The following is a 21194-nucleotide window of genomic DNA, read 5'->3' on the forward strand; positions in this document are numbered from 1 at the left end:
GGTCCCGGTCGCGCCATCCCGCCCCCAGGACCAGGCACCTGCGGGGGTCGGTCCACGCGCCGCCCTCGGCGATCGTGGCCAGCCAGCTCAGCACGACGTCGGCGGCGTCGGGCTCGTCCGGCACGTCGATCGCGCACTCGGGCTGGAGCCGGTGGGTGAGCGGGGACGCCCAGCCGCCCATGACCACGGTGGGGTCGGCGGCCAGCATCGCGTGGTCGAGCGTGGCGTCCGCCGAGCGGCAGAGCCAACTCCCCAGATGCAGGGTCGGGACGCGCGTCTCCCGCACCGCGCGGATCACCCTGCGGGCTTGGGCCTGGAAGGCGTCGGGCGCCGGTGGCCACGCGCCTAACGGCACCGGCCAGCGTTCGGGCAACGCGGGGTCGTCCAGATCGGCGCCGAGCTCCGGGTCGAGCGCGAGCGCCAGCTCGAAGAGCCCCGGCCGGACCGCCGCGCCCGTCGCCAGCTCGGTGCGCCACCACAGCTCGTCGTCCAACGGCGGTGTGCCGGTCACCGGCCACGGCTGCCGGGACGCCACCGCCCGGACCGCCGGATGGCCCGCCGCGCACCAGGCCGCGAACGCCTCGTAGCCGGTCCCGGCCAGCAGCACCCGGCCGTCGCACCACCCCTGCGCGCGCGCCCAGTCCAGGGTCGCCGCACCGTCGCGCCCCTCGTCGCGGCCCAGGACGAACTCCCCGCCGGAACGGTGCCGGCCCCGCAGGTCCTGCACATACGCGGCGACTCCGGCCTCGGCCAGCGCGGCGGCTTCCGGCCACGCCCCCGCGGCCCCGTACGGGGTGCGCAGGACCATCACCGGCGCGGGGAGGCGTGCGGGCAGGAACAGATCGCCGACCAGGGACACACCGTCGATGGCCCGGACGGTGACGTCCGCCTCGATCCGGCGGCCGCTCACCGGACCGCCTGTGCCGGTTCGGGGACCTCGCGCATCAGCCCTGCCGGGACCGGAAGCACCGGATGGCGGCTCACCCGGCCGGTGACGGGGTCCACCCCCACCTGCGCGCCACGGCCGGGCGGGTCTCCGCCGCACAGCCAGACCCGCACGTCCTGGGCGATCAGCGCAGCGGCCATGGCGGCGCCGAACGCGCCCGCCGGGTCGGGCTCGGGGCGTCCGCCCTCGTCCAGCCATCGCCAGTAGGCGGCCAGTTCGCCGGGCCAGGGGCTGGCGGCCAGCCGCCGGATCCGGGTGTCGGTGTATCCGGCGTCACCCGGCTCGACGCGGAACGGGCCGGCGTACCACCGGCGGCCCTCCGCGTGGCCCCGGTGCCAGGGCAGCCCGGCCTCCAGGCATCGGGCGTCCAGCTCGGTCCACCGCCGGTCGGGCAGCCAGGGCGCGCACGCCACCAGCACGGCCAGCTCGGGCGCCTGATCGGCCAGCTCCTTCTCCGTGCCGCGCCGGACCGTGACGCCGGTCTGGGCGAGCAGGGCGTCGAGCGTCCCGGCGAGCGGGCCGTCCCCGGCGACCCCGACGAGCCCGGGACGGGGCGCGGGCGGGGCGAGCACGCCTTCGTCCTCGAACACCGGACGCAGCTCCGGGGCGTGCAGGTCGCCGGCGCCGCCGCCCTCGGGTTCGACGGCCAGAAACTCCTCGGCCGGGGTGTGCACCAGCCAGCCCTCACCGGCCGGGATCAGCGACACCCCACCGGCCCAGCGAAAGTGTTCGTCCATCGGGCCTTCCCGCGTCCTTAGTCTTGGAGGACCGGGTGCGGGCGTGATTCGCCCATGCCCGCACCCGGCCCGTACCTCACGTCACCGCCTCACGTCAGCGCCAGGCGACGCTGGACTGCCGCGCCGTGGCGTGGTTGGAGGAGTGAAGCTGGCTGCGGCTCTTGGAAACCGCCAGCTTGGTGACCTTCATGCGTGCTCACCTCCTTCCTGTTCTCCGCGGGGATCCGGCCGCCCGGTGAGCCCGGCCGCCGGCAGTGCGGCGGCGTCGGACTGCGCCTTGACGAGCGACCGGTAGGGCGCGCACTGGAACATGCGCCCCCCGGTCCAGGACGGCGTGCACACGACGAGAACGCGGTTGGCGCGCACCAGCTCCGGCAGCCTCCGGCGCACCAGCACCACGCCCCCCTCTCGCGGGTTCACGTTCTGATCACGCATTACAGCGATAATGAAAACGGTTGTCAATCCCCCTACGCTGACCACCATGAATGAGTCCCCCCGAACCGCGATCGATCCCCCGGCCGGGGGCCTGGTCACACTGCTGGCGGTCAACCGCGACTTCCGGCGGCTGTGGCTGGGCAACCTGATCAGCGTCTGCGGCGGCTGGTTCAGCGCGGTCGCGGTGTACGCGATGGTCTACGAGCACAGCGGCGAGCCCCTGGCCGCGGGCGCCACCCTCGCGCTGCGCTACCTGCCGGGCCTGCTGGTCGGGCCGTGGGGCGGCGTGCTCGCCGACCGCGCCGACCGCCGCACGGTCATGCTCGCCGGCGACGGTCTCCTCGCCGTCCTGGCACTCGCCTTCCTGCTCGCCGATTCGCCCGGAACGCTGTGGCTGGTCTACCCGCTCACGTTCGTGTCGGCCGCGACCGGCTTCGTCTTCCAGGCCGCTCGGGGCGCCTGGATGCCATCGCTGGTCCGGCGCGAGGAGTATGTGCTGTATTCGGCGGCCGTCCAGGTCAACGGGCTGCTCTTCCAAGCTGTGGGCGGGCTGGCCGGAGCGGCGGTCATCGGCTTGTTCGGCTGGCGCTGGGCGTTCGTGGTCAACGCCCTGTCGTTTCTCCTGTCCCTGCTGCTCACCGCACTGGTCACCGCAGGCAGCCGCCGTGGCGGCTCGGGACGGGGGCCCGGCTGGGCCGCCTCCTTCCGGGAAGGCGTGCGCGCCGCGCGGCGGATCCGGCTGATCGCCGCGCTGCTCTGCCTGGAAGCGGTGTTCTGCCTCGGCCTCGGCGGCATGATCACCGCCATGATCCACCTGGCCCTGCGGGTACACGACCTCGGCGACGGGGGCACGGGCTGGTTCTACGCCGTCCAGGGCATCGTCGGGGCGACGGCGTTGCTCGTCCTAGCCCCGCGCCTCCAACGAATGAACCCGAGGGCCCGGCTGACGGTCATCGGCCTGTCCTGCCTCGGCGAGGGCATCTGCACCGCCCTGCTAGGCCTGCCCACCGCCACCTGGGCCGCCCTGACCCTGTGGGGTCTAGCCGCCTTCGCCGACGTCGTCTACGGGCCAACCGCCATCGCGGCCCTCTTGTCCGCCGCGGCCGACGAGATCCGCGGCCGCATCATGTCACTGTGGAGCGCGGTAGCCACCGCAAGCCTCGCCCTCTCCGCCCTAGCCGCCGGCGCCCTCCTAGACGCGCTCGGCCACCGCACCCTGCTCATCGCCCTAGGCACCCTGATGGCCGCCCCAGGCGCCGCCTGGCTACTAGCCCTACGCACAGACACCATCACCGGCCCGACAACCCGCCCCCAGCCCGACGTCAAGACCAAGCTCTAAGAAGGATGTGAGCTGATGGCGGCCTGGCAGCCCACGCGTCCCACTGAGAACACACGCGGTGGTGGGGGAAGCGTTGGATAGAGAACGGCGGCCCAGCGCCCGCCGGACCCGCGAAACGACGAAATCCCGTCAGTAGTCCGTGGGATCGCCGCGTCGTCCGGCCTGTAGCGCACAAGCGAGAGAGCGTGGTGTCCGCTCCTGGCCACGAGCTGTCCGCAGTCAGTACAGGATGTCGGCTTCGACGTTCACTTGGGCCAGGACCGTGCGGCAAGGGCGGATGGTAACGCCGTTCGTGTCCAGGTGAGGGGGGTGGACGGTCCAGACCAGGAGACAAAACTGCTGCCAGCTGTGCCGCAGGTAGAGGCGGGCGGTGGACGAGTCGACGAGGGCGAGCAACCAAGCGCGGGGCCGGACGCGGTCTGAGCGGTGAGCAGGCCGCTGCCAATGCCACGGCATGGACGGGGCACGACCATGAGTTAGACGATCTGGAACGCGTCGCCGGGTGAGTTCTCGGACGGCGGCCAGGCCGGTGTCCACGATCAGCCGTTCGTAGATGTCGCAGGCCGCGCCAGCGCAGCCGGTCAGCGAGGACGGGATAAGCGAGCGCGAGTAGCAGCGTGTCATCCGGGACCGGACGCCCGCCCCTTGGAGCCGACGTGGCGGACGGCCTGCGAGAGGCGGTGAGCCGCTTCTCGGCTAGTGCCACGGTGGGTAGGAGAAAGAGCTCCGAAACAGCGGACGGATCTGGTCGCGCAGAGCGAGCGTCGCGGGGACCGGCCCAGAACCTCTACATCCGCGAAACCACATCCTGCCCCGCCTGCCTGGCCTGCACATTCTCCCGACCGGACCGTCAGACGTTGTGCCGGACGGCGCGTCACCCGACCCCAGGGAGGTCATCGGACGTCGGCGTACAAGCAAGATCACGCTCACTAATGCGCCAGCGTTCCAGCAGTCACCGGGGGCGGAAGCGGCGGCTGGGCAGGCGATCGCAGCGATCCGTGTGGAGGGTGGCGACAGGTCAGCGACAATCGAGCGGACACGGGGACGAACCGGAGCAGAATCCGGGCTCTTGGCAGTGGCAAATCGCACGTCAGGTGGGGCGTGCCGGCAGGATTCGAACCCGTGACCGTCGGATTAGAAGTCGGCTACGAGCCCTGTCGCTCCGTTATTCAAGGTGCTGAAACCCGTCAGTCTGTCCCGCTTTGTACAGCCACCAGCGGCCAGCGCTGTCGTTTCGTACCGCTGGCTACCCAAGCGTTCCGCGACATTCGAGCAAACAACGAGCGAACACGATCCGGTGCTGCGTAGGTTCGAACCCTCTGCAGGGCACGCAGAGCGTGGGAACAAGCTCGACCAGGATGTGGGCGATCTGATGGATGACTGGACTCCGAGTGTTGGTCACGACCCGGCCGACCCGGTGGCCTAACCGCTCACGTACCTGTTTGGCGACGGCGTCTGCATTCGCTGCGTTATCCGCTGGCGTCCAGGGCCGGCCCGTTTTATTGTGTCAGCTGCTCCTTGCCGAAGCCGGCGATGGTCTTGTACTCGTCGCTGAGGGCGACGACCTCAGCGCGGGTGAGGACATCGTCGATGTGATCGAAGGGCTGGTCGCCGGTACGTTCGTAGACCTCTCGAAGGATCGCGTCCGGCGGATTCTTGCGGTTGGTGAGGACCACCTGCGCCGTCGCCGGCAGGCGGGATTCCTCGTAGCGGCGCAGGGCGGTGACCGGATCGGTCTGGGCCAGGTGTTCGGCCAGCACTCCACCATCGAGGATGGCCTGTGCGGCGCCGTTGGAACCGCGTGGAACCATCGGGTGCGCGGCATCGCCCAGGAGTGTGATCCTGCCCTCGGTCCAGTGGTCCAGCGGGTCCTGGTCCACCATCGGATATTCCAGGACTTCGTCGGCTGCGCGGATCAGCGCCGGAACGTCGAGCCAGTCGAAGTGCCAGTCCTCGAACGGGCCGATGAAGTCCTCGATGAGCCCGGGGGTGTTCCAGTCGCGCTTGTCGCGCATGGGCGCTTCGCATTCGGCGACCCAGTTCACCAGTTGGCGCCCCTGTTCGTCGACGGCGTCGCGGATGGGGTACATCACCATTTTCCCGGTCGCGAGCCACCCGGCCCGCACCATCGATGCGCCTGACAGGAAGGGCGGCCACGCGGTGACGCCCCGCCACATCATGTAGCCGGTGTACTTGGGCTGTGCCGCTTCCGGGTGGAACTGGCGACGGATCGTCGAATGCACACCGTCCGCGGCCACGACCACGGCGGCGGAGAGGAAGTCGGTCGATCCGTCCGAATGCTGTATCTCTACGGTCGCGCGGTCTTCGTCCTGCGAGGCCGACACGACCCGGTGATCGAGGCGGACCGCATCGGCGCCCAGGCGTTCCCGCACTGCGTCCAGCAGTACCAGTTGCAGGTCGCCGCGGTGGATCGAGAACTGTGGCCATGCGTAGCCGGCGTGGCGGCCGACGGGCTCGCTGTAGATGTGCTGGCCGAACCGGTTGAAGAAGGCGGATTCGGCCGTTGTCACCGCGACCGCCGCCAACGCGTCCTCCAGCCCCAACCGGGACAGGTTGCGAGTGGCGTGAGGAAGGAGATTGATGCCGACGCCGAGCGGCTCCAGCTGCGGGGCGGCTTCGAGCACGACGCATTCGATGCCTCGGTCGTGCAGTTCCAGTGCCAGGGTGAGGCCGCCGACACCGGCCCCGGCGATGGCCACCGTCGGCTCAGTCGCCATGGCTTCCTCCTGTTGTCTCCAGCAGCACCTTCAGTGCCGTTCCGGTGTCCATCGCCGCGTAGCCCTTCGGGGCGTCGGCGAGCGCGAGAGTGCGGTCGATCAGTGCCGAGGGGTCGAGGCTGCCGGAGCGCACCTCGTCGATCAGCCCGGGAAGGTAGCGGCGGGCGGGCGCCACCCCGCCGCACAGGGTGACCTGGCGTGCGAAGAGCCGCATCGGCGGAATCGGCTCCACACCGTGCGGGACGCCCACGTATCCCACTGCTCCGCCGGGCGCGACCACCTCCAGCGCCGTGTCGAAGGCGGCCTGCGCGCCCACGCACTCCACCACCCGGTCGGGCAACCGGCCGCCGAACAGCTCGCGCACCCGAGCGACCGGTGATTCGTCGCGGGACACCCGCAGGGTCTCGACGTCGAAGCCCTTGGCGACCGTCAGCCGTGCCGGCTGCTCGCCCAGCAGCACCACCCGCCCGGCGCCCATGCGGCGCGCCGCGTGGGCCGCCGAGATTCCGACGGCCCCGTCGCCGATCACGACGACGGTGTCGCCGGCACCGACGCCCGCGAGGACCGCGCCGTGGGTGCCGGTGGCGTACACATCGCACAGCGGCATCAGAAGCCGGGCCAGTTCCGTGTCGAGCTCGCCGGCCGACCAGGGCAGCGGGACCAGGGTCGCGTCCGCGAAAGGCACCCGGATGGCCTGCGCCTGTGCGCCCGCCCAGTCCTTGCCCCAGATACCCGAGTCCTCGCACAGGGGCTGCAGTCCACGTCGGCACTGGTCGCAGTGGCCCTCGGAGAAGGCGAACGGCGCGATCACGGTGTCACCCGGCCGGACCGACGTCACGCCGGCGCCGACGTCCAGGACGCGTCCCATGAACTCGTGGCCGATGCCGCCGGGGGCGTGGGGGACGATGCCGCGGTAGGTCCACAGGTCGGAACCGCAGATCGCGGAGTACAGAATTTCCACGGTCGCGTCGGTGGGGTCGACCGGCCGGGGGTCCGGAACCTGCTCGACCGTGATGTCGAAGGGGCCGTTGAACCTGGTGGCCAACATGGTCAGCCGCTCCTCTCAGGCCGCGTGCACGGTGGTGGGCAGCGCGCTCAGCCCGCGGATCAGCTGGTTGATGCGCCGCTGCGGCGTGCCGACCTCGAAACGCGTCACCCGGTCGGCCAGTGCCTCCAGGATCGAGTGGCCCTCGAGCCGGGCCAGCCCCTGGCCGGCGCAGCCGTGCATGCCGTAACCGAAGGCGACGTGCTCGGCCGGGTTGCGGCGCACGTCGAAGCGCTGCGGGTCCGGCCAGCGGCGTTCGTCCCGGTTCGCCGAGGCGTACAGCATCATCACCCGCGAGCCCTCGGGCAGCACCATGCCCTCGACGTCCACGTCGCGGGTGGTGACGCGGCAGAAGAACTGCACGGGCGACTCGATGCGCAGGATCTCGTTGAACGCGCTCGGGATCAGGCCGCGGTCTTCGCGGACCGCGTCCCACTGGTCCGGGTAGGTCGCGAAGTACCAGACGGCGTTGCTGATCGCGTTGATCGTGGTGTCCAGGCCGGCGGTGACGTAGGCGGACATCAGCGGCACGCACGACTCGGACGCGATCTTCCCGGCCTCGGCGGCCTCGTAGATCGCCCGGCCCATGCTGCCCGGGGCCAACTGGTCGGGGGTGGCCCGGGTGGCGAGGTACACCAGCTGGTCCTGGAGCAGGGGGAGGGCCGCGTCGGTGCGCGGGCCCTCGGGACCGCTCGCGGAGAAGGCGGCGTCGGCCCAGGTGAGGACCTTGTCGCGGCCGTCCTGGGGCAGCCCGATCAGGTCGAGGACGATGGAGAGCGGGAAGTCCTGCGCGAGGTCGGTGACCGTGTCGAACTCGCCCTTCTCGACCAGGTCGCCGACCAGCTCGGCGGCCCGGCGCCGGATGTCGTCGCCGAGCTTCCGGATCTCGCGCGGCGACAGGCGCTCCGCCAGGACGCCGCGGAGCCGGTCGTGCTCGGGCGGATCGGTGGCGATGATCAGGCCGCGCGTGGCTTCGTTCGCGACGTCGTTGAGGCCGATGCCGCTGGCCGAGGAGTAGGTCTCCCAGTCACCGAGGGCGGCCCGGACCTGGGCGTAGCGTCCCATCGCCCAGACATTGAGGCGCGAGAGGCGGCAGACCGGTCCGGTGTCGCGGATCTGCTGGTAGAGCGGCCACGGGTCGAGTAGCGCCTCGTCGGTGAACAGGTCGAGGTCCAGGGCTGGTGCGGGGCTGGTGGTCAAGGTGGCTCCAGAAACGAGGTGGGAATGGAGGTCACGCCGCGGGCGCGGGTGCGGCGAGCTTGTGGAGTCTGCCGATCGGGACCCGGCGGTTCACGGTGCCCGCGGCGACCGGGCGGCCGTCGAGGGTCCACTGGACGAGGGCGCCCCCTTCGTCGAGCGAGCCGTCGAGGACCGACAGTTCGGTACCGGGACGGATCTCGCCCGCGATCTTGATGTCCAGACCCCACTGCTCGGTCCAGAAGAACGGCCTGGGCCGGTAGATCGGGGCTTCGCCGCCGCGTACCAGCGCCGCCGCGGCGACGCGGGCCTGGTCGAGCGCGTTGGCCCAGTGCGGGGTCCGGCGCAGGCCGCCCGGACCGTGGAGCCGGGCGACGAGGTCACCGGCGGCGACGATGTCCGGCCGCACCCGGCAGCGGCTGTCCACGCAGACCCCGGCCGGCGAGGCGAGCCCGGTGCCGGCGAGCCATTCGACGTTCGGCCGGCAGCCGACCGCCGTGATCACGAGATCGGCCTCGTGCACGGTGCCGGAGCCGGTGCGCACGCCCGTGACCTCCTCGCCGCCGCCGAGCAACTCGACGCCGCCCGCTGCGCGGGCGAGGACGACCCCCTCGGCGGTGGCGGCGGCGGTCAGGCGGGCCGCGAGCCGCCGGCCGAACTGGCGGACCAGATGCGGATCCCGATCGATGACGGTGACCTCGACGCCGAGGGAACGCGCGGAGGAAGCGATCTCCATGCCGAGGAAGCCACCGCCGATGATCAGCGCGGAGCGCGCGATGGCGAGCCGGTCACGCAGCGCCAGCGCGTCGTCGAGGTCGCGGACGACGAGCTCGCCCGGAGACGAGCCCAGGCGCCGGGCGCGGGCGCCGGTCGCGAGGAAGAGCCCGTCGTAGGGCACCTCCTCGCCATCGGCGAGCAGCACGCGCCGGCGGTCGGCGTCCAGGCCGGTCGCCCGCGCGCCGGTGCGCAGCGTGACGTCGGAGGGCAGGGCGGTCATGAACACCGACTCCACCGGCTCCGTGCCCTTCAGGACGGCCTTCGACAGCGGCGGCCGCACATACGGTGCGTAGGACTCCTGGCTCAGGACGGTGATCGGGCCATCGTGTCCCTGCTGGCGCAGCGCGTCCGAGGCCGTCGTCGCGGCGACCGAACCGCCGACGATGACGATCGTGCCCGTAGTGCTACGCATCGGTGAGCTTCAACGCGGCGACGGGGCAGACGCGTACGGCGGCCTGGGCGACCTCGATGTCGGCGGCCGGGACCTCCTCCAGGAGGACCTCGAGTTCGCCTTCCTCGTCGAGGCGCAGCAGGGTCGGCGCGGACTGTTCGCAGAACCCGTAGCCCTCGCAGCGGGCGCGTTCCACTGAGATCTTCATGCGACTTCTTCTTTCGTGCTTTCCGAGATCGCGGCTGTGCCGGCTGGTTCAGACGGGGGCTGGTTCAGACGGGGTAGGCGCCCGGAGTGCTGCGGGCCGTGACCCACTGCCACTGGGTGAACTCGTCGAGGTTCCAGTGCCCGCCGTAGCGGCCACCGTTGCCGGAGTCCCGCGTGCCGCCCATCGGGACGTGCGGCGCGTCGTTGATGGTCTGGCCGTTGACGTGCACCATGCCGGTGCGCAGGCGGGTGGCCATGTCGAGGCCGCGCCCCATCGAGCCGGTGTGGATCGCCGCCGACAGCCCGTAGCGGGTGGCGTTGGCGAGTTCGATCGCCTCGTCGTCGCTGGAGAAGCGGGTGACGGGGAGCACCGGACCGAAGATCTCGTCGCTGAAGGCGCGGACCGAGGGCGTGACCCGGTCGAGGACGGTCGGGGTGTAGAAGGGGCCGTCCTGCCGGCCACCGGCGCACAACACCGAGCCGGCCTCCACCGATTCGGTGACGATCTCGTGGACCCGGTCCGCCTGGCGCTTGCTGATCAGCGGTCCCACCCGCACCTCGGGGCGGGTGGGATCGCCGACGGCGAGCGACCGGACGTAGGCGGTGAGCCGCTCGACGTACTCGTCGGCGAGCGACTCGTGGACGAGGTGCCGGCCGGTCGCCATGCAGATCTGCCCATGGTGCAGGAGCGAGCCCCAGGCGGCGTTGTTGACGGCCATCGCGAGGTCGGCGTCGTCGAGGACGATGTAGGCGTTGTTGCCGCCGAGTTCGAGGACGACGCGTTTGAGCATGCCGCCGGCGATCTCGCCGACCCGGCGCCCGGCCGCGGAGGACCCGGTGAAGGAGATCACCGCGGTGTGCGGCGACCGGACGACGGCCTCGCCGATGTCGGCACCTCCCGGCAGGACGTGGAGCAGGCCGTCGGGGAGTCCCGCCTCCTCCAGGATCCGGGCGAGGAGCACGCCGCCGCTGACCGGGGACTCCGGAGCGGGCTTGAGCAGCACCGCGTTGCCCAGGGCCAGCGCCGGTGCGACGGCGCGGATCGCGAGCATGAGTGGAGCGTTCCACGGCGCGATGACGCCCACGACGCCGACCGGGACACGGCGGGCCATCGACAGCACGCCGGGGACCTCGTGCGGAAGCAGGTCGCCACAGGGCTGGTCAACCAGGGCGGCGGCCGCGGTGAGCTCGCCGACGGCCTTGACGATCTCCTGCGCCGCCTTGGGGCGGGTGCATCCGGTCTCGCGGATCATGAAGGCGACGATGTCGTCGCGGTCGGCCTCCAGCGCCGCGGCGGCGCGAAGCAGCACCGCGCCACGCTCCCTGAACGAGGTCGCCGCCCAAGCGGGCTGCGCCGCGGCGGCCGTGGCGCCCGCCGCTTCGACATCCGGCCCGGCTGCCGTGCCGATGGTGCCCAGCCGTGTCCCGGTCGCCGCCTCCGAGACGGCGGCCGGGCCGCCGGAACCCTCCCGCCAGCCGGACGAGTACAGCCTGCCGGTCCAGGTCACAGGATCGAGGATGCTCACGTGGGTCTCCATTTCGACGGGCGTCGAGCCGTCCTCGCCGGACGCCTTGGCCGAACGGTATGTCCGTGGTGACGGTTGAGGGATTCACCGGCTGTACTAAGGTCTGCTCAAAATTTCCGACACCGTGTCGGGATAGGTGGTCGGTAGTTGAACCTTGATGATGTGATCCAGAACCTCGCCGAGCAGCTCGATCGTTCGCTCGTCCTCTATGACACCGAGCTGAACCTCGTGGCGTTCAGCGCGCACGACGACGACATCGACGAGGCGCGCCGAACGGTGATCTTGAGCCGCCGCGGTACCGCGCGAGGGCGGGAGATGATCCACCGGGCGGGCGCTCACCGCGCCCACGGCGCGGTGGTGATCCCACCCGACGAGAAGACCAGCGCGTCGGCCCGGGTGATCTTCCCCATCCGGCGCGGCGAACGCCTCGTCGGGTACATCGCCTACATCCATCCCGGCACGTCCGAGGAGGGAGCGGCTCGGCACCGTGACGCGCTGGAGGCGGCCGCCGAGGATCTCAAGGAGCTGCTGCACGAACGCGAGCTCAGCCGCAAACGCGAGCTCGCGCGCGTCAATGAGGAGTTGACGCGTGTCCTGTCCGGCGATCCCGAAACGCGGGCCGAGGCCGCGAAGGTGCTGCGCGAGACGCGCATGATCGGCGCGTCGGAGAGCTACACGGTTCTGGTGCTCACCGTCGGCGCGCCGGAGGGGGAGCTGGCCATCGAGGACCGGCTGTCCCTCAACGACTGCATGACGGACCTGCTGCGCAAGTCGCCCTCGAAGGTGACGGGGACCGTCCTTGCCACGCATGCCGTCGCGATCACGCCGCGCCGCGTCAACCAGGAGCGCATCGCCGAACACCTGGGCGCGGACGGGCTCTCCCGGCTGCGCGCGGGCATCGGTGACCCGCGGGAAGGGCTTGCCGACGCGGTCGAGTCCTACCGGGAGGCTCTGGTGGCGGCCCGGGCGGCCTGGCTGGACGAGGCGACCTACGGCCCGATCGCGAAGTGGTCGGACCTCGGCCTCGACCGGCTGCTCGTCCAGTTGCCGCTCGCCTCGCTCACCCGCAGGGACCTGCCTCCACCGCTGCAGAACCTGCTGGCCGTCGAGGGCGGGCCCGATCTCATCACCACGCTGGAGTGCTACCTCGACAACGCCTGCGACGCGCAGGCGACCGCGCGAGAGCTCATGGTCCACCGCAGCACGGTGTACTACCGGCTGGACCGCATCCGGAAGATCGGCAAGATCGACCTGAACTGCGGCAGCGCCCGCCGGGAGATGCACACGGCGCTGCGCGTCGCGACGCTGGCGCGCCTGCGAGGCGCCCACTGACGGCCGTTCGCCGCCTCACCGGTCGCACAGCCTCACCGGTGGCACAGCCGCACGCCCACCGTGGTGAGGTGGTCGGTGACCAGGGCCCGCGTGCGCTCCGCGTCGCCGGACTCGATGGCGCGATAGATCTTCTCGTGCGCCTCGATGGTACGGATCATGGACTCCCGGGTGGTGCCGCTCGCGTAGTGGGCCCACCGGGAGCGCCCGAGCGCCTGGACCGACGCGGCGATCGCGGGGTTCTCCGACGCGGCCCCCAGCACGGTGTGGAACCGCAGCGCGGACTCGGTGAACGCCTCCGGTTCGGCGGTGAGGGCGCGCGACTCCGCCAGCGAGGCGCGAAGCGCGGACAGCCCCGCCTCCGAGCGAACGCGCGCGGCGAGTGCGCCCGCGGCGGGTTCGAGGGCGAGCTGCGCGTCCAGGAGCCCGGTGCTGTCGAGGCCGATCAGATGCAGCTGGACCGACATCGCGTCCGCGTACTGCTCGATGCGATCGACGGGCGCTGCCATGTCCAGCGTGCGGTAGTTCCCCGCCCAGTACAGCAGCGGCGCTCCATCCCGGCCGCCCGCCGCCACCACCTCACCGATGAGGATCTTGTGGTCGCCGCCGGGCAGGATCGCGTGCAGCTTCGCGTCGAACCAGCTCAGGCAGTCGCTCACGATCGGGGCGCCGGTGGTCATCGACTCGGTCGCCAGATTCGGGAACTCGCCCTCGGCCCGGCCCCGTCCGCGGGTCGCGAAGTACCGCGACACGTCCTGCTGCTGATCGGCCAGGACGCTCACGGCGAAGTACCCCGATTCCCGCACCTCCGCGAGGAACGGGCTCTGGGAATTGACCGACACCGTCACCAGCAGTGGGTTGAGCGACAGCGACACGAACGACGAGCAGGTGATGCCGTAGACGTGGCCGCCGTTGCGGGTCGTGACGATCGTGACGCCGGATGCGAAATGACCGGCGGCCTTCTTGAACCCGGTCTGCGGGTCGGTGGTGGTCACTGGGTGTCCCGCAGCGCATAGATGTCCAGGGTCAGCTCGCCCGACCGCAGCCTGTCCATGTACGCCTCCTCCTTCGCGGCCCGGGCCCGGGCCGCCTCGACGACGTCGTCCACGCGCTCCGCCGGCAGGACGACGATGCCGTCCTGGTCGGCGACGACGAGATCGCCGCGTCGCACGGGACGCCCCCGCACTGTGATCGGCTCGCCGACGGTGCCGCGCCACGCCTTACCGGTGCCGCGGATCGCGATCGAGGATGAGAACGCCGCGAAACCGAGCTGCTCCAGTTGCGCGGTGTCGCGCACACCCCCGTCGATGACGAGTCCGCGCACTCCTCGGGCCTGGGCGGCGACGGACAGCACCTCGCCCCAGAAGCCGCAGCGTGATCCCCCGGCATCGACGACCAGCACGTCACCGGGTGCCGCCTGCTCCAGTGCCCAGTGCAGCGGCAGGTTGTCGCCGCTGGCGGCGAGCACGGGCAACGCGGTCCCGCACAGGCGGGCGCCGGGCCAGACCGGCCGCAGCTCGGGGTCGAGATCGCAGTCCAGGCGGGCGGCCTCGAACAGCGTCGCGGTGCCCATCGTCAGCAGCTCGGTCTCGTCGTAGGTCAAGGGGCTGGTGTTCATCGTGCTCCTCGGCGCTGCAGTTCGTGGTAGCCGTAGGCGGCCCGGGCCTCGGCGATGGTGGAACCGGCGAGCGCGCCGGCGAGGATCCGCTCCTCACGTTCGGCGATCTCGACGGCGAGGCCGAGGACGTCGGAGAGAGCCGCCGAGGGGATCGCGACGGCGCCGTCCTGGTCGCCGGCCACCAGGTCGCCCGGGCACAGCTGCACTCCGCCGACGGCCACCGGGCCTCCCACCTCGGCGACCTCGACCCGGTCCTTGCCGGTGCGCATGAACCGCCCGCGGCTGTAGATCGGGTAGCCGAGGCCGAGCGCGCGGTGCACATCGCGGCAGACGCCGTCGATGACGGTGCCCGCCACTCCCTTCGCGTGTGCCACGGCCGTGAGGATGTCGCCCCACACCGTGCAGTCGGTGCGCCCCTGGTTGTCGAGGACCACGACCGATCCCGGTGCGACGTCGTCGAGGTAGTCGCCGACGGTCCCGGGCGGGTTGCCCGCCGGCCGGTAGCGGACGGTGAACGCGCGCCCGACCAGGCGCTGCCCCGGCCCGAGCGGTGCGAGCCCGTGCAGGCTCCCGGGCAGTCCGAGCCTGTCCAGCGCGTCGGAGAGGGTCGCGGTCGACAGGTCCTCGAGCCGCGGGTCGAAGGGGGTGCCGGGCACGGTCACGGGATCTCCTCGGCGGTGACGGCGGGAAACTGGCTGTCGTGCATGACCTCGACGATCGAGCGGCCCGCCCGCACCGCCGCCGCCATCGCGGCCTCCCGGGCGGTGATGCGTTCGGCGAGGGCGATCACCCGTTCGCCGTGCTCGGCCGCGATGAACGCCACACCGTTGCGGTCGGCAACCACCAGGTCGCCGGGGCAGACCCGGACGCCGCGGATCTGGACGGGCACGTCCATCTCGTCCTGGACGATCCGGCCCCGGGCACTGACCGGGACGGCGGCCCTGGCGAACAACGGCAGGGCGAGACCGGCGCATTCGGGCACGTCACGGCAGGCGCCGTCCACGACGACCCCCGCGACCCCCGCGGCCACGGCGGCTTCGGCGAGCAGCCCGCCCCAGCATGAGACGTCGGTGCGCCCGTGGTTGTCGATCACGATCACGTCGTCGGGACGCGCGGAGGCGACGGCGGGGCTCGCGATGTGGGTGGTCGGCCCGGCCGCCGCCCTCGGGCCCGCCTTGACGGTGCGGACCCGTCCGACGACGGTGTCCGGGGACGGCCACATCGGGGCGAGCCCCACGGTCGCGCCGGGCAGCCCCAGGGTGTCCAGGGCGTCGGAGACGGCGCACACGTCCAGCGACCGCAGGCGCGTGATCGCATCGGACGCGGTGACGGGTATGTCGAGGGGATCAGCCATCGGTGCGGCTCCAGGTCACGAAGCCCATGGCGTTTCCGGTGCCGGCCTCGGTGCGGTAGCAGGGACGGTAATCGGTGGAGGCGGCGGTCATCCCGGTCTCGGCCGCGATGGCGGCCACCGCGATCCAGCTGCGCAGTTCGGAGGTGCCCGAACGCAGCAGGGCCGGGTCGATGGAGGTCAGGTACTGCTCGTCGCCGGACTCCAGGGCCGCGAGGAAGCGCCGGTCGAGCTCCTCGTCGATGACGAAGTGCGACAACCCGCCGGAGGCGATCACGCCGACCCGCAGGTCCTGGGGGAAGGCCTTCAGGGCCCGGCCGAGTGCGCGGCCGAACTGGTAGCTGCGCGCGGCCGTTGGGGGGTTGGGGTCGTAGAAGGTGTTGATGAATACCGGGACGAACGGGATGCGGCACGTCTCACCGAGTATCCGCTGGTAGATGAAGCCCCATCCGTGCGGGATGCCGTGGTTGGCGTACCGGCCCGGCGGCAGGGAGCGCGAGGCGGCCACGTCGAAGCCGAACCCGCCCGCCTGTTCGATCAGGTGCCGGGCCAGTTCTGGGTGGCACTCCCGCACGACCGTCCGCGCGGGCACATCGCCGAGCGCGGCCTCGGCCAGCCCCGGCGCCATGGCCGCGAGCTGGGCCTCGGTGAACGGCACGTGCGCGACGTCCTCGCCCCAGTAGATCGCGAACGCGGGCAGTAGTTCGTCGCCGTAGACCTCCTTGTGGTCGCTGCTGATGATCAGGAGCACGTCGACGTCGGCGGCGGCCACGTGCCGCCCCAGCCGGTCCATCGCCGCCTGCGAAGCGTCCCAGTTGGCCTGCATCGCCTCGTGCGTGCAGTGCGCGGAGAAGTCCTCGCGCAGGTTCCGGAGTGACGCGAAGTCGTAGGTGCGTCCCCGGAATTCGAGGGCCTGGTTGCGCCGGTCGGCCACCGCGCGCTCGGACCAGCCTGCCGGCGGCGTCTTGAGCTGGGGTCCGTGCGAGCAGCCGATCCCGGTGACTACGGTCGCCATGGCGCGCCGCTCATGCCGTCCGCGCCGGACCGCCGGCGTCGATGGGGAAGACCGCGCGGGCATTGCCCTCGAACAGGGCGGTGCGGTCGGCGTCCGTGAGCCAGCCGATGTCGTTCACCAGCAGGTGGATGTCGTCGAACCAGCGGCCGTTCTCCGGATTGATCTGCGAGCCGGTTCCGGGCTTCTCGGTGCCGAACAGGCAGCGGTCGACGCCGACAGTGCGGATGAGCAGTTCGATCGCGTCCTGGGTGTAGAGGCACGTGTCGAAGTACAGATTGCGGAGCTTGTCCAGGTAGGGCGTCGCTCCGGAGCGGACGCCGGAGGGCAGGAACCGGCCCACCTGGTAGGGGATCGCGCCGCCGCCGTGCGAGACCACGATCTTCAGCTCGGGGAAGTCCCGCAGCACCGAGGAGTTGAGCAGGCTCCAGATCGCGACCGTCTCCTCCTGGATGAAGTGGAGGCTGTAGGGCTCGCGTGCCGGCCGCCGGCATCCGGCGGCGTGGATCAGCGCCGGGACGTCGAGCTCGCACAGTGCCTCGTAGAGGGGGTACCAGTATCGATCACCGAGCGCCGGCGGCGTCGCGGTGCCCTCGAACGGGTCCGGATTGAGCATGGCCCCGACGAAGCCGAGCTCGGTGACGGTACGCCGCAACTCACCGGCCCACTGCGCCGGTTCGAGTTCCGGACTCTGCGGCAGCCCCGCCACGCCGAGGAACCGGCCCGGGAACAGTTCGGTGGAGCGGTGGATGAGGTCGTTGGTCTCCTCGGTGAACCACTGCACGAGCTTGCCCTGCTCGCTGTGCATCATCTGGTACGGCCGCGGCGAGATGAGCTGGACGTCGACGCCGGCGCCGTCGATGTGGTCCATGTGCGAGACGTTGCCGAAGCTGGGGTGGGGGTCGGTGTGAGCGGCCCGGAGCTGGTCGTCGCTGATGCGCGGGGCGCCGCGGCCGTGGGCCCCGCGGTGCGCCAGGAGCCCCGACTTCCAGGCGTACAGTTCGGCGGGCGCGCTCAGGTGCGCGTGCGCATCGATGATCATGAATCGTCCTCTTCGGGATTATGGGGCGGGCTCAGCCGAGCGGCGAGGAGATCAGCCGGCGGACACGGGCATCGGTCTCCGAGCGGTCGTAGCTGCGCAGCAGCCGGGTACGGCCCGCGCCCGGGTCGCCGCGGTGCAGGTACTCGTACAGCTCCTGGCGGGCTCCGAAGCCGTCGCCGACCAGTTCCCAGGCGAGCCGGAACAGGCGCGCCTTGTGGTCGGCGGCCATGCCGCGGCCGCGCATGTACCGGTCGATGAAGGGGCGCAGTTCCGGACTGGCCAGGTCGGCCTCGGACGGCTGCATGATGAGCCCCGACGCCCCGATGCGGCGCACGATGCCGACGACCCGCACCGACACCTCCGCGGACCAGAAGCCGAGGCCGTACGACGGCGCCGGCGCGAGCAGCCCGCTCGGCGTGCGCACCGCCGTCGCCTCCGCGCCCGCGATGCCCAGCCGCAGCGTCTCGGCGTAGGAGATGAGCTCGCCCAGGTCCTCCTGGATGCCGCGGAACCCGTCGACCCCGATGCTGTCGGCCAGCATGGCCGCCACGGAGATGAAGGTCCGCAACCGCTCGTAGAAGCGGATGTGGGTGCTCTGCATCGACCAGGCGTTGATCCGGGAGAGACCCTTGAGCGCGAGCAGGCCGTCGCCGAGGAGGAACACACGCTCCCACGGGATCTCGACGTCGTCGAAGAACAGCAGGGCGTCCTGCTCGTCGTAGCGCCGCGCGAGGGTGTGCGCGTGTCCGGCGCCGGAGCTGCCGAGCGGCTCACGGCACAGAGCCTTCAGCCCGGGGGTGTTCATCGGCAGCGCGAACCAGATGACGAACTTCTCGGCGCCTCGCTGCGCGGAGACGCCGTTGAGGTAGACGAGCACCTCGTGGGCGAACGGCGCCAGGGTCGCCAGTTGCTTCGCGCCGCGGATGACGACGCCCCGGTCGTTCTCCTCGATCACCCGCAGCGCGAGGTCGGGGTCGTCCAGGGGGCTGGCACTGCGATCGATCTGCGGATCGCCGAGGGCGTGCGTGAGCACCAGGTCGTGTTCGGCGGCGTAGCGGTGGTAGTTGATCACGTTGGCCCCGAAGCCGGGACGGTTCGTCTCCAACTCCGCGTGGTAATCGCGCAGACCGACGACGACGTTCGCCATGAAGTCGGGGGCGCGGCCGTGCTGGCCGAGGCTCTCGGCCATCCACCATTGGGAGGCCGCGAACTTGGCGCGCAACTCCTCCGGGGTCGTGGGCAGGCTGTACGAGCGGCTGACGAGGTTGCCCGACTCCGCCGACATCGTCAGCGTGGTCTTCCGGGCGACCGGGTCCGACAGGCGCAGATCCAGCAGCCGGGCGATCTCGTCAACCGCGCCCCGCAGCTCCGGGTGCGTCGCGGCATCGCGAACCCGCTCGCCGCCCAGCCACACCTCACGGCCATCATCGAGGCTCGCCCGAAAGTCGTCACCGGTCATGGCGCCCTTGGCGTCGCTCACATCCATCATGTCCCTCGCGTATGTCTCATGTGCAGCCGACAGATCCCGCCGAGGAGGCACCTACATGGGGCTGATCGGCTGGTACGAAAGGACGCTACGGGCGCACCGCGGCTTCATGCATGAGCGTCGTGACGGAACCGGCGGGCGCCGATTTCGACACGGTGTCGGGATCGCTGCACGGCAGAATGAGCCGATCCTCGCCCCGTGGGAACGCGCCGGTGGCTTCGGCTACTCGTGGACGCGGTAGGGCATGAGGCAGACCAGCGCGCCGGGAACGTTCTCGCGCAGGGCCTCGGCGAGGAGCAGGCTGCTCTGGTCGTGGAGGAGCCTGGATCGGGGCCGGCCGGACTGGATCGTCGGGACGAGCACGAGGAGCGACCGGTCGTCTCGGGCCGAGATCTGCTTGATGTGCTCCACGATCGGGCGGATCCTGGCCTCCTGCGGGCTGTCGAGGATCTCCAGCCGGACGCCCGGGTCCCAGCGGTCCCATTGAGAGCGGAGGGTGCGGGCGTCGTCCTCGCCGGTCGACACCGTGACCGCCACGGTCTCCTGGCCGAAACTCAGCGCGGTGCTCAGCGCGCCGCCCGTCATCACGCCGAACCGGTGGATCGGGACGATGACCAGCCGTCCCTGGTGCGGCGGCTCGGGGCGCCGGGCCGGAAGCGTGCCGAGGTGCAGTTCGCGGGCGATCCGGTCGTAGTGGTGCCGGACGCGGGTGAACAGCAGGATGAGCAGCGGCACGACGATGACGACCACCCACGCGCCCTCGTCGAACTTGGTGATCAGCAGGACCAGGGTGGCGACGGCGGTGAGCACCGCGCCGGTCCCGTTCAGCAGCGCGGTCCCCGCCCAGCCGGGTGGGCGCAGCCGCCACCAGTGCGCGACGAGGCCGGTCTGGCTGATCGTGAACCCGGTGAACACGCCGATGGCGAACAGTGGGAGCAGGCGGTGCGTGCGGGCGTCCACGGCGATCAACAGCAGCGCGGCGGCGACGGCCACCGCGAGAACGCCGTAGCGGTGCACCGGACGTTCGCCGCGCAGCGCGAACAGATGCGGCAGCCTGCGGTCCTTGGCGAGCAGGCTGAGCAGGACGGGCAGCCCACCGAAGCTGGTGTTGGCGGCCAGCGTGAGCGCGACGGCGACGATGACGCTCGCCGCCTGGTAGAGCCATCCGGAGCCGAAGGCCCCGGCGGTGAGCTGGGCGAGGATCGTCACGCCGTCCCTGGGCGCGATGGTGTCGCGCCGGATCAGCAGGGCCAGGCCGATGAGCATCACGCCGAGCAGCGCGCCGAGCATCAGCTCGGTCCGCTGGGCGTGCGCCACGCGTGGGCTGCGGAACATCGGGACGCCGTTGGCGATCGCTTCCACGCCGGTCAGGGCGGCGCAACCGGCCGAGAACGCCTTGAGCAGCAGCATCACACCGATCGCCTCGTGCGCGTGGGAGGCCACCGCGCCGCCGACCGTCGCGGCCGGATGGGACCGGGTCAGCCCGACGGCGACGATGGCCAGGACCGTCCCGATGAACAGGAGGGTCGGCAACATCAGGAACCGGGCGCTGTCGGCGATGCCGTACAGGTTCACGGCGGTCAGCACGACGAGCACCCCCAGCGACGTCTCCAGCAGGTAGGGCAGCAGCGCGGGGAAGGCGGACGCGAGGGTGGCGGCGCCCGCGGCGAGGCTGACCGCCACGGTGAGGACGTAGTCGATGACGAGCGCGGCGGCGGCGAGGACGCCGACCCGGGGCCCCAGGTCGTCCCGTGCCACCGCGTAGGACCCGCCGCCGTCCGGATGCACCGCGATGACCTGCCGGTACGACACCACCAGCACGACCAGCAGCGCGACGATGACCAGGGTGACGGGGAGGGTGAGGCGGACGTGGGACACGCCCGCGGTGACCAGCACGAGCGCGATGGCCTCCGGCCCGTAGGCGACGGAGCTGAGCGCGTCCAGCGACAGTGCGACCAGGCCCTGGACGCTCGTCAGGTGCCGCCGGTCCCCCTCGCCGTGCCGCAGCTGCAACCGGG

20 protein-coding genes are annotated in these 21194 nt (G+C 71.5%); 2 read left to right on the forward strand and 18 right to left on the reverse strand.

What is annotated here, in order from left to right:
* The 3 genes from E1264_RS22620 to E1264_RS22630 all read right to left on the reverse strand — a co-directional run.
* A partial coding sequence (locus E1264_RS22620; protein ID WP_165964311.1) for a CocE/NonD family hydrolase occupies window positions 1-910 on the reverse strand: 910 nt, incomplete at its 3' end.
* Complete coding sequence (locus E1264_RS22625) at window positions 907-1683, reverse strand: hypothetical protein (RefSeq protein ID WP_132176694.1); 777 nt, start codon at window positions 1681-1683, stop codon at window positions 907-909. The genes E1264_RS22620 and E1264_RS22625, both read right to left, overlap by 4 nt.
* A 186-nt stretch (window positions 1684-1869) precedes the next feature.
* Window positions 1870-2118, reverse strand: coding sequence for a hypothetical protein (locus E1264_RS22630; RefSeq protein WP_132176696.1), 249 nt, complete (start codon window positions 2116-2118; stop codon window positions 1870-1872).
* A gap of 46 nt (window positions 2119-2164) precedes the next feature.
* Here E1264_RS22630 and E1264_RS22635 point away from each other — a divergent pair, with 46 nt between their 5' ends.
* Entirely contained in the window at window positions 2165-3457 is a 1293-nt protein-coding gene (locus E1264_RS22635) for an MFS transporter (RefSeq protein WP_207936080.1), read from the forward strand.
* Between the two features lie 219 nt (window positions 3458-3676).
* On the opposite strand, the gene E1264_RS22640 is transcribed toward E1264_RS22635, so the two are convergent.
* From E1264_RS22640 to E1264_RS22670, 7 genes are all read right to left on the reverse strand, one after another.
* Window positions 3677-4081 (reverse strand): hypothetical protein, encoded by a 405-nt coding sequence (locus E1264_RS22640; protein WP_132176700.1) that lies wholly within the window; start codon window positions 4079-4081, stop codon window positions 3677-3679.
* Between the two features lie 875 nt (window positions 4082-4956).
* Window positions 4957-6195 carry a flavin-dependent oxidoreductase gene (locus tag E1264_RS22645; protein ID WP_132176702.1) on the reverse strand — a complete coding sequence of 413 codons (1239 nt, stop codon included), beginning with the start codon at window positions 6193-6195 and terminating at the stop codon, window positions 4957-4959.
* Window positions 6185-7243, reverse strand: a complete 1059-nt coding sequence (locus E1264_RS22650; protein WP_132176704.1) for an alcohol dehydrogenase catalytic domain-containing protein — start codon at window positions 7241-7243, stop codon at window positions 6185-6187. Before E1264_RS22650 ends, E1264_RS22645 begins: the two co-directional genes overlap by 11 nt.
* Window positions 7244-7258: 15 nt before the next feature.
* Window positions 7259-8440 (reverse strand): cytochrome P450, encoded by a 1182-nt coding sequence (locus E1264_RS22655; RefSeq protein ID WP_132176706.1) that lies wholly within the window; start codon window positions 8438-8440, stop codon window positions 7259-7261.
* A 31-nt stretch (window positions 8441-8471) separates the two neighbouring features.
* Window positions 8472-9626 carry an FAD-dependent oxidoreductase gene (locus E1264_RS22660; protein WP_132176708.1) on the reverse strand — a complete coding sequence of 385 codons (1155 nt, stop codon included), beginning with the start codon at window positions 9624-9626 and terminating at the stop codon, window positions 8472-8474.
* Entirely contained in the window at window positions 9619-9813 is a 195-nt protein-coding gene (locus tag E1264_RS22665) for a ferredoxin (RefSeq protein WP_132176710.1), read from the reverse strand. Before E1264_RS22665 ends, E1264_RS22660 begins: the two co-directional genes overlap by 8 nt.
* A gap of 64 nt (window positions 9814-9877) precedes the next feature.
* Window positions 9878-11338 (reverse strand): aldehyde dehydrogenase family protein, encoded by a 1461-nt coding sequence (locus E1264_RS22670; protein WP_243711103.1) that lies wholly within the window; start codon window positions 11336-11338, stop codon window positions 9878-9880.
* Between the two features lie 147 nt (window positions 11339-11485).
* On the opposite strand from E1264_RS22670, the gene E1264_RS22675 reads away from it, so the two are divergent.
* On the forward strand, window positions 11486-12670 hold the full coding sequence (locus E1264_RS22675) for a helix-turn-helix domain-containing protein (RefSeq protein ID WP_132176714.1): 1185 nt from the start codon (window positions 11486-11488) through the stop codon (window positions 12668-12670).
* 32 nt (window positions 12671-12702) lie between these two features.
* Here E1264_RS22675 and E1264_RS22680 read toward each other — a convergent pair whose 3' ends face one another.
* The 8 genes from E1264_RS22680 to E1264_RS22715 all read right to left on the reverse strand — a co-directional run.
* The gene (locus E1264_RS22680; protein ID WP_132176716.1) at window positions 12703-13662 is read right to left on the reverse strand and encodes a flavin reductase; all 960 of its coding nucleotides are present in this window, start codon (window positions 13660-13662) and stop codon (window positions 12703-12705) included.
* Window positions 13659-14285 carry a 4-carboxy-4-hydroxy-2-oxoadipate aldolase/oxaloacetate decarboxylase gene (locus E1264_RS22685; RefSeq protein ID WP_132176718.1) on the reverse strand — a complete coding sequence of 209 codons (627 nt, stop codon included), beginning with the start codon at window positions 14283-14285 and terminating at the stop codon, window positions 13659-13661. Before E1264_RS22685 ends, E1264_RS22680 begins: the two co-directional genes overlap by 4 nt.
* Complete coding sequence (locus tag E1264_RS22690) at window positions 14282-14947, reverse strand: RraA family protein (protein WP_165964312.1); 666 nt, start codon at window positions 14945-14947, stop codon at window positions 14282-14284. Before E1264_RS22690 ends, E1264_RS22685 begins: the two co-directional genes overlap by 4 nt.
* Entirely contained in the window at window positions 14944-15639 is a 696-nt protein-coding gene (locus tag E1264_RS22695; RefSeq protein ID WP_132176720.1) for a 4-carboxy-4-hydroxy-2-oxoadipate aldolase/oxaloacetate decarboxylase, read from the reverse strand. Before E1264_RS22695 ends, E1264_RS22690 begins: the two co-directional genes overlap by 4 nt.
* Window positions 15632-16651 carry a hypothetical protein gene (locus E1264_RS22700; protein WP_132176722.1) on the reverse strand — a complete coding sequence of 340 codons (1020 nt, stop codon included), beginning with the start codon at window positions 16649-16651 and terminating at the stop codon, window positions 15632-15634. Before E1264_RS22700 ends, E1264_RS22695 begins: the two co-directional genes overlap by 8 nt.
* 10 nt (window positions 16652-16661) lie before the next feature.
* Window positions 16662-17690 carry an amidohydrolase family protein gene (locus tag E1264_RS22705; RefSeq protein WP_132176724.1) on the reverse strand — a complete coding sequence of 343 codons (1029 nt, stop codon included), beginning with the start codon at window positions 17688-17690 and terminating at the stop codon, window positions 16662-16664.
* Window positions 17691-17721: 31 nt separating this feature from the next.
* On the reverse strand, window positions 17722-19179 hold the full coding sequence (locus E1264_RS22710; protein WP_243711104.1) for a 4-hydroxyphenylacetate 3-hydroxylase N-terminal domain-containing protein: 1458 nt from the start codon (window positions 19177-19179) through the stop codon (window positions 17722-17724).
* A 219-nt stretch (window positions 19180-19398) separates the two neighbouring features.
* Window positions 19399-21194, reverse strand: a 1796-nt coding sequence (locus E1264_RS22715; RefSeq protein WP_207936081.1) for an APC family permease, incomplete at its 5' end; no start/stop codon positions are given.

The organism is Actinomadura sp. KC216, assembly GCF_004348535.1.
Classification (GTDB): Bacteria; Actinomycetota; Actinomycetes; order Streptosporangiales; family Streptosporangiaceae; genus Spirillospora.

What these genes read in the sequence shown, in the direction of transcription:
- E1264_RS22625 (WP_132176694.1), bottom strand. Translation starts at nt 1,683, where the DNA reads ATGGACGAACACTTTCGCTGGGCCGGTGGGGTGTCGCTGATCCCGGCC.
- E1264_RS22630 (WP_132176696.1), bottom strand. Translation starts at nt 2,118, where the DNA reads ATGCGTGATCAGAACGTGAACCCGCGAGAGGGGGGCGTGGTGCTGGTG.
- E1264_RS22635 (WP_207936080.1), top strand. Translation starts at nt 2,165, where the DNA reads ATGAATGAGTCCCCCCGAACCGCGATCGATCCCCCGGCCGGGGGCCTG.
- E1264_RS22640 (WP_132176700.1), bottom strand. Translation starts at nt 4,081, where the DNA reads ATGACACGCTGCTACTCGCGCTCGCTTATCCCGTCCTCGCTGACCGGC.
- E1264_RS22645 (WP_132176702.1), bottom strand. Translation starts at nt 6,195, where the DNA reads ATGGCGACTGAGCCGACGGTGGCCATCGCCGGGGCCGGTGTCGGCGGC.
- E1264_RS22650 (WP_132176704.1), bottom strand. Translation starts at nt 7,243, where the DNA reads ATGTTGGCCACCAGGTTCAACGGCCCCTTCGACATCACGGTCGAGCAG.
- E1264_RS22660 (WP_132176708.1), bottom strand. Translation starts at nt 9,626, where the DNA reads ATGCGTAGCACTACGGGCACGATCGTCATCGTCGGCGGTTCGGTCGCC.
- E1264_RS22665 (WP_132176710.1), bottom strand. Translation starts at nt 9,813, where the DNA reads ATGAAGATCTCAGTGGAACGCGCCCGCTGCGAGGGCTACGGGTTCTGC.
- E1264_RS22685 (WP_132176718.1), bottom strand. Translation starts at nt 14,285, where the DNA reads ATGAACACCAGCCCCTTGACCTACGACGAGACCGAGCTGCTGACGATG.
- E1264_RS22695 (WP_132176720.1), bottom strand. Translation starts at nt 15,639, where the DNA reads ATGGCTGATCCCCTCGACATACCCGTCACCGCGTCCGATGCGATCACG.
- E1264_RS22700 (WP_132176722.1), bottom strand. Translation starts at nt 16,651, where the DNA reads ATGGCGACCGTAGTCACCGGGATCGGCTGCTCGCACGGACCCCAGCTC.
- E1264_RS22705 (WP_132176724.1), bottom strand. Translation starts at nt 17,690, where the DNA reads ATGATCATCGATGCGCACGCGCACCTGAGCGCGCCCGCCGAACTGTAC.
- E1264_RS22710 (WP_243711104.1), bottom strand. Translation starts at nt 19,179, where the DNA reads ATGATGGATGTGAGCGACGCCAAGGGCGCCATGACCGGTGACGACTTT.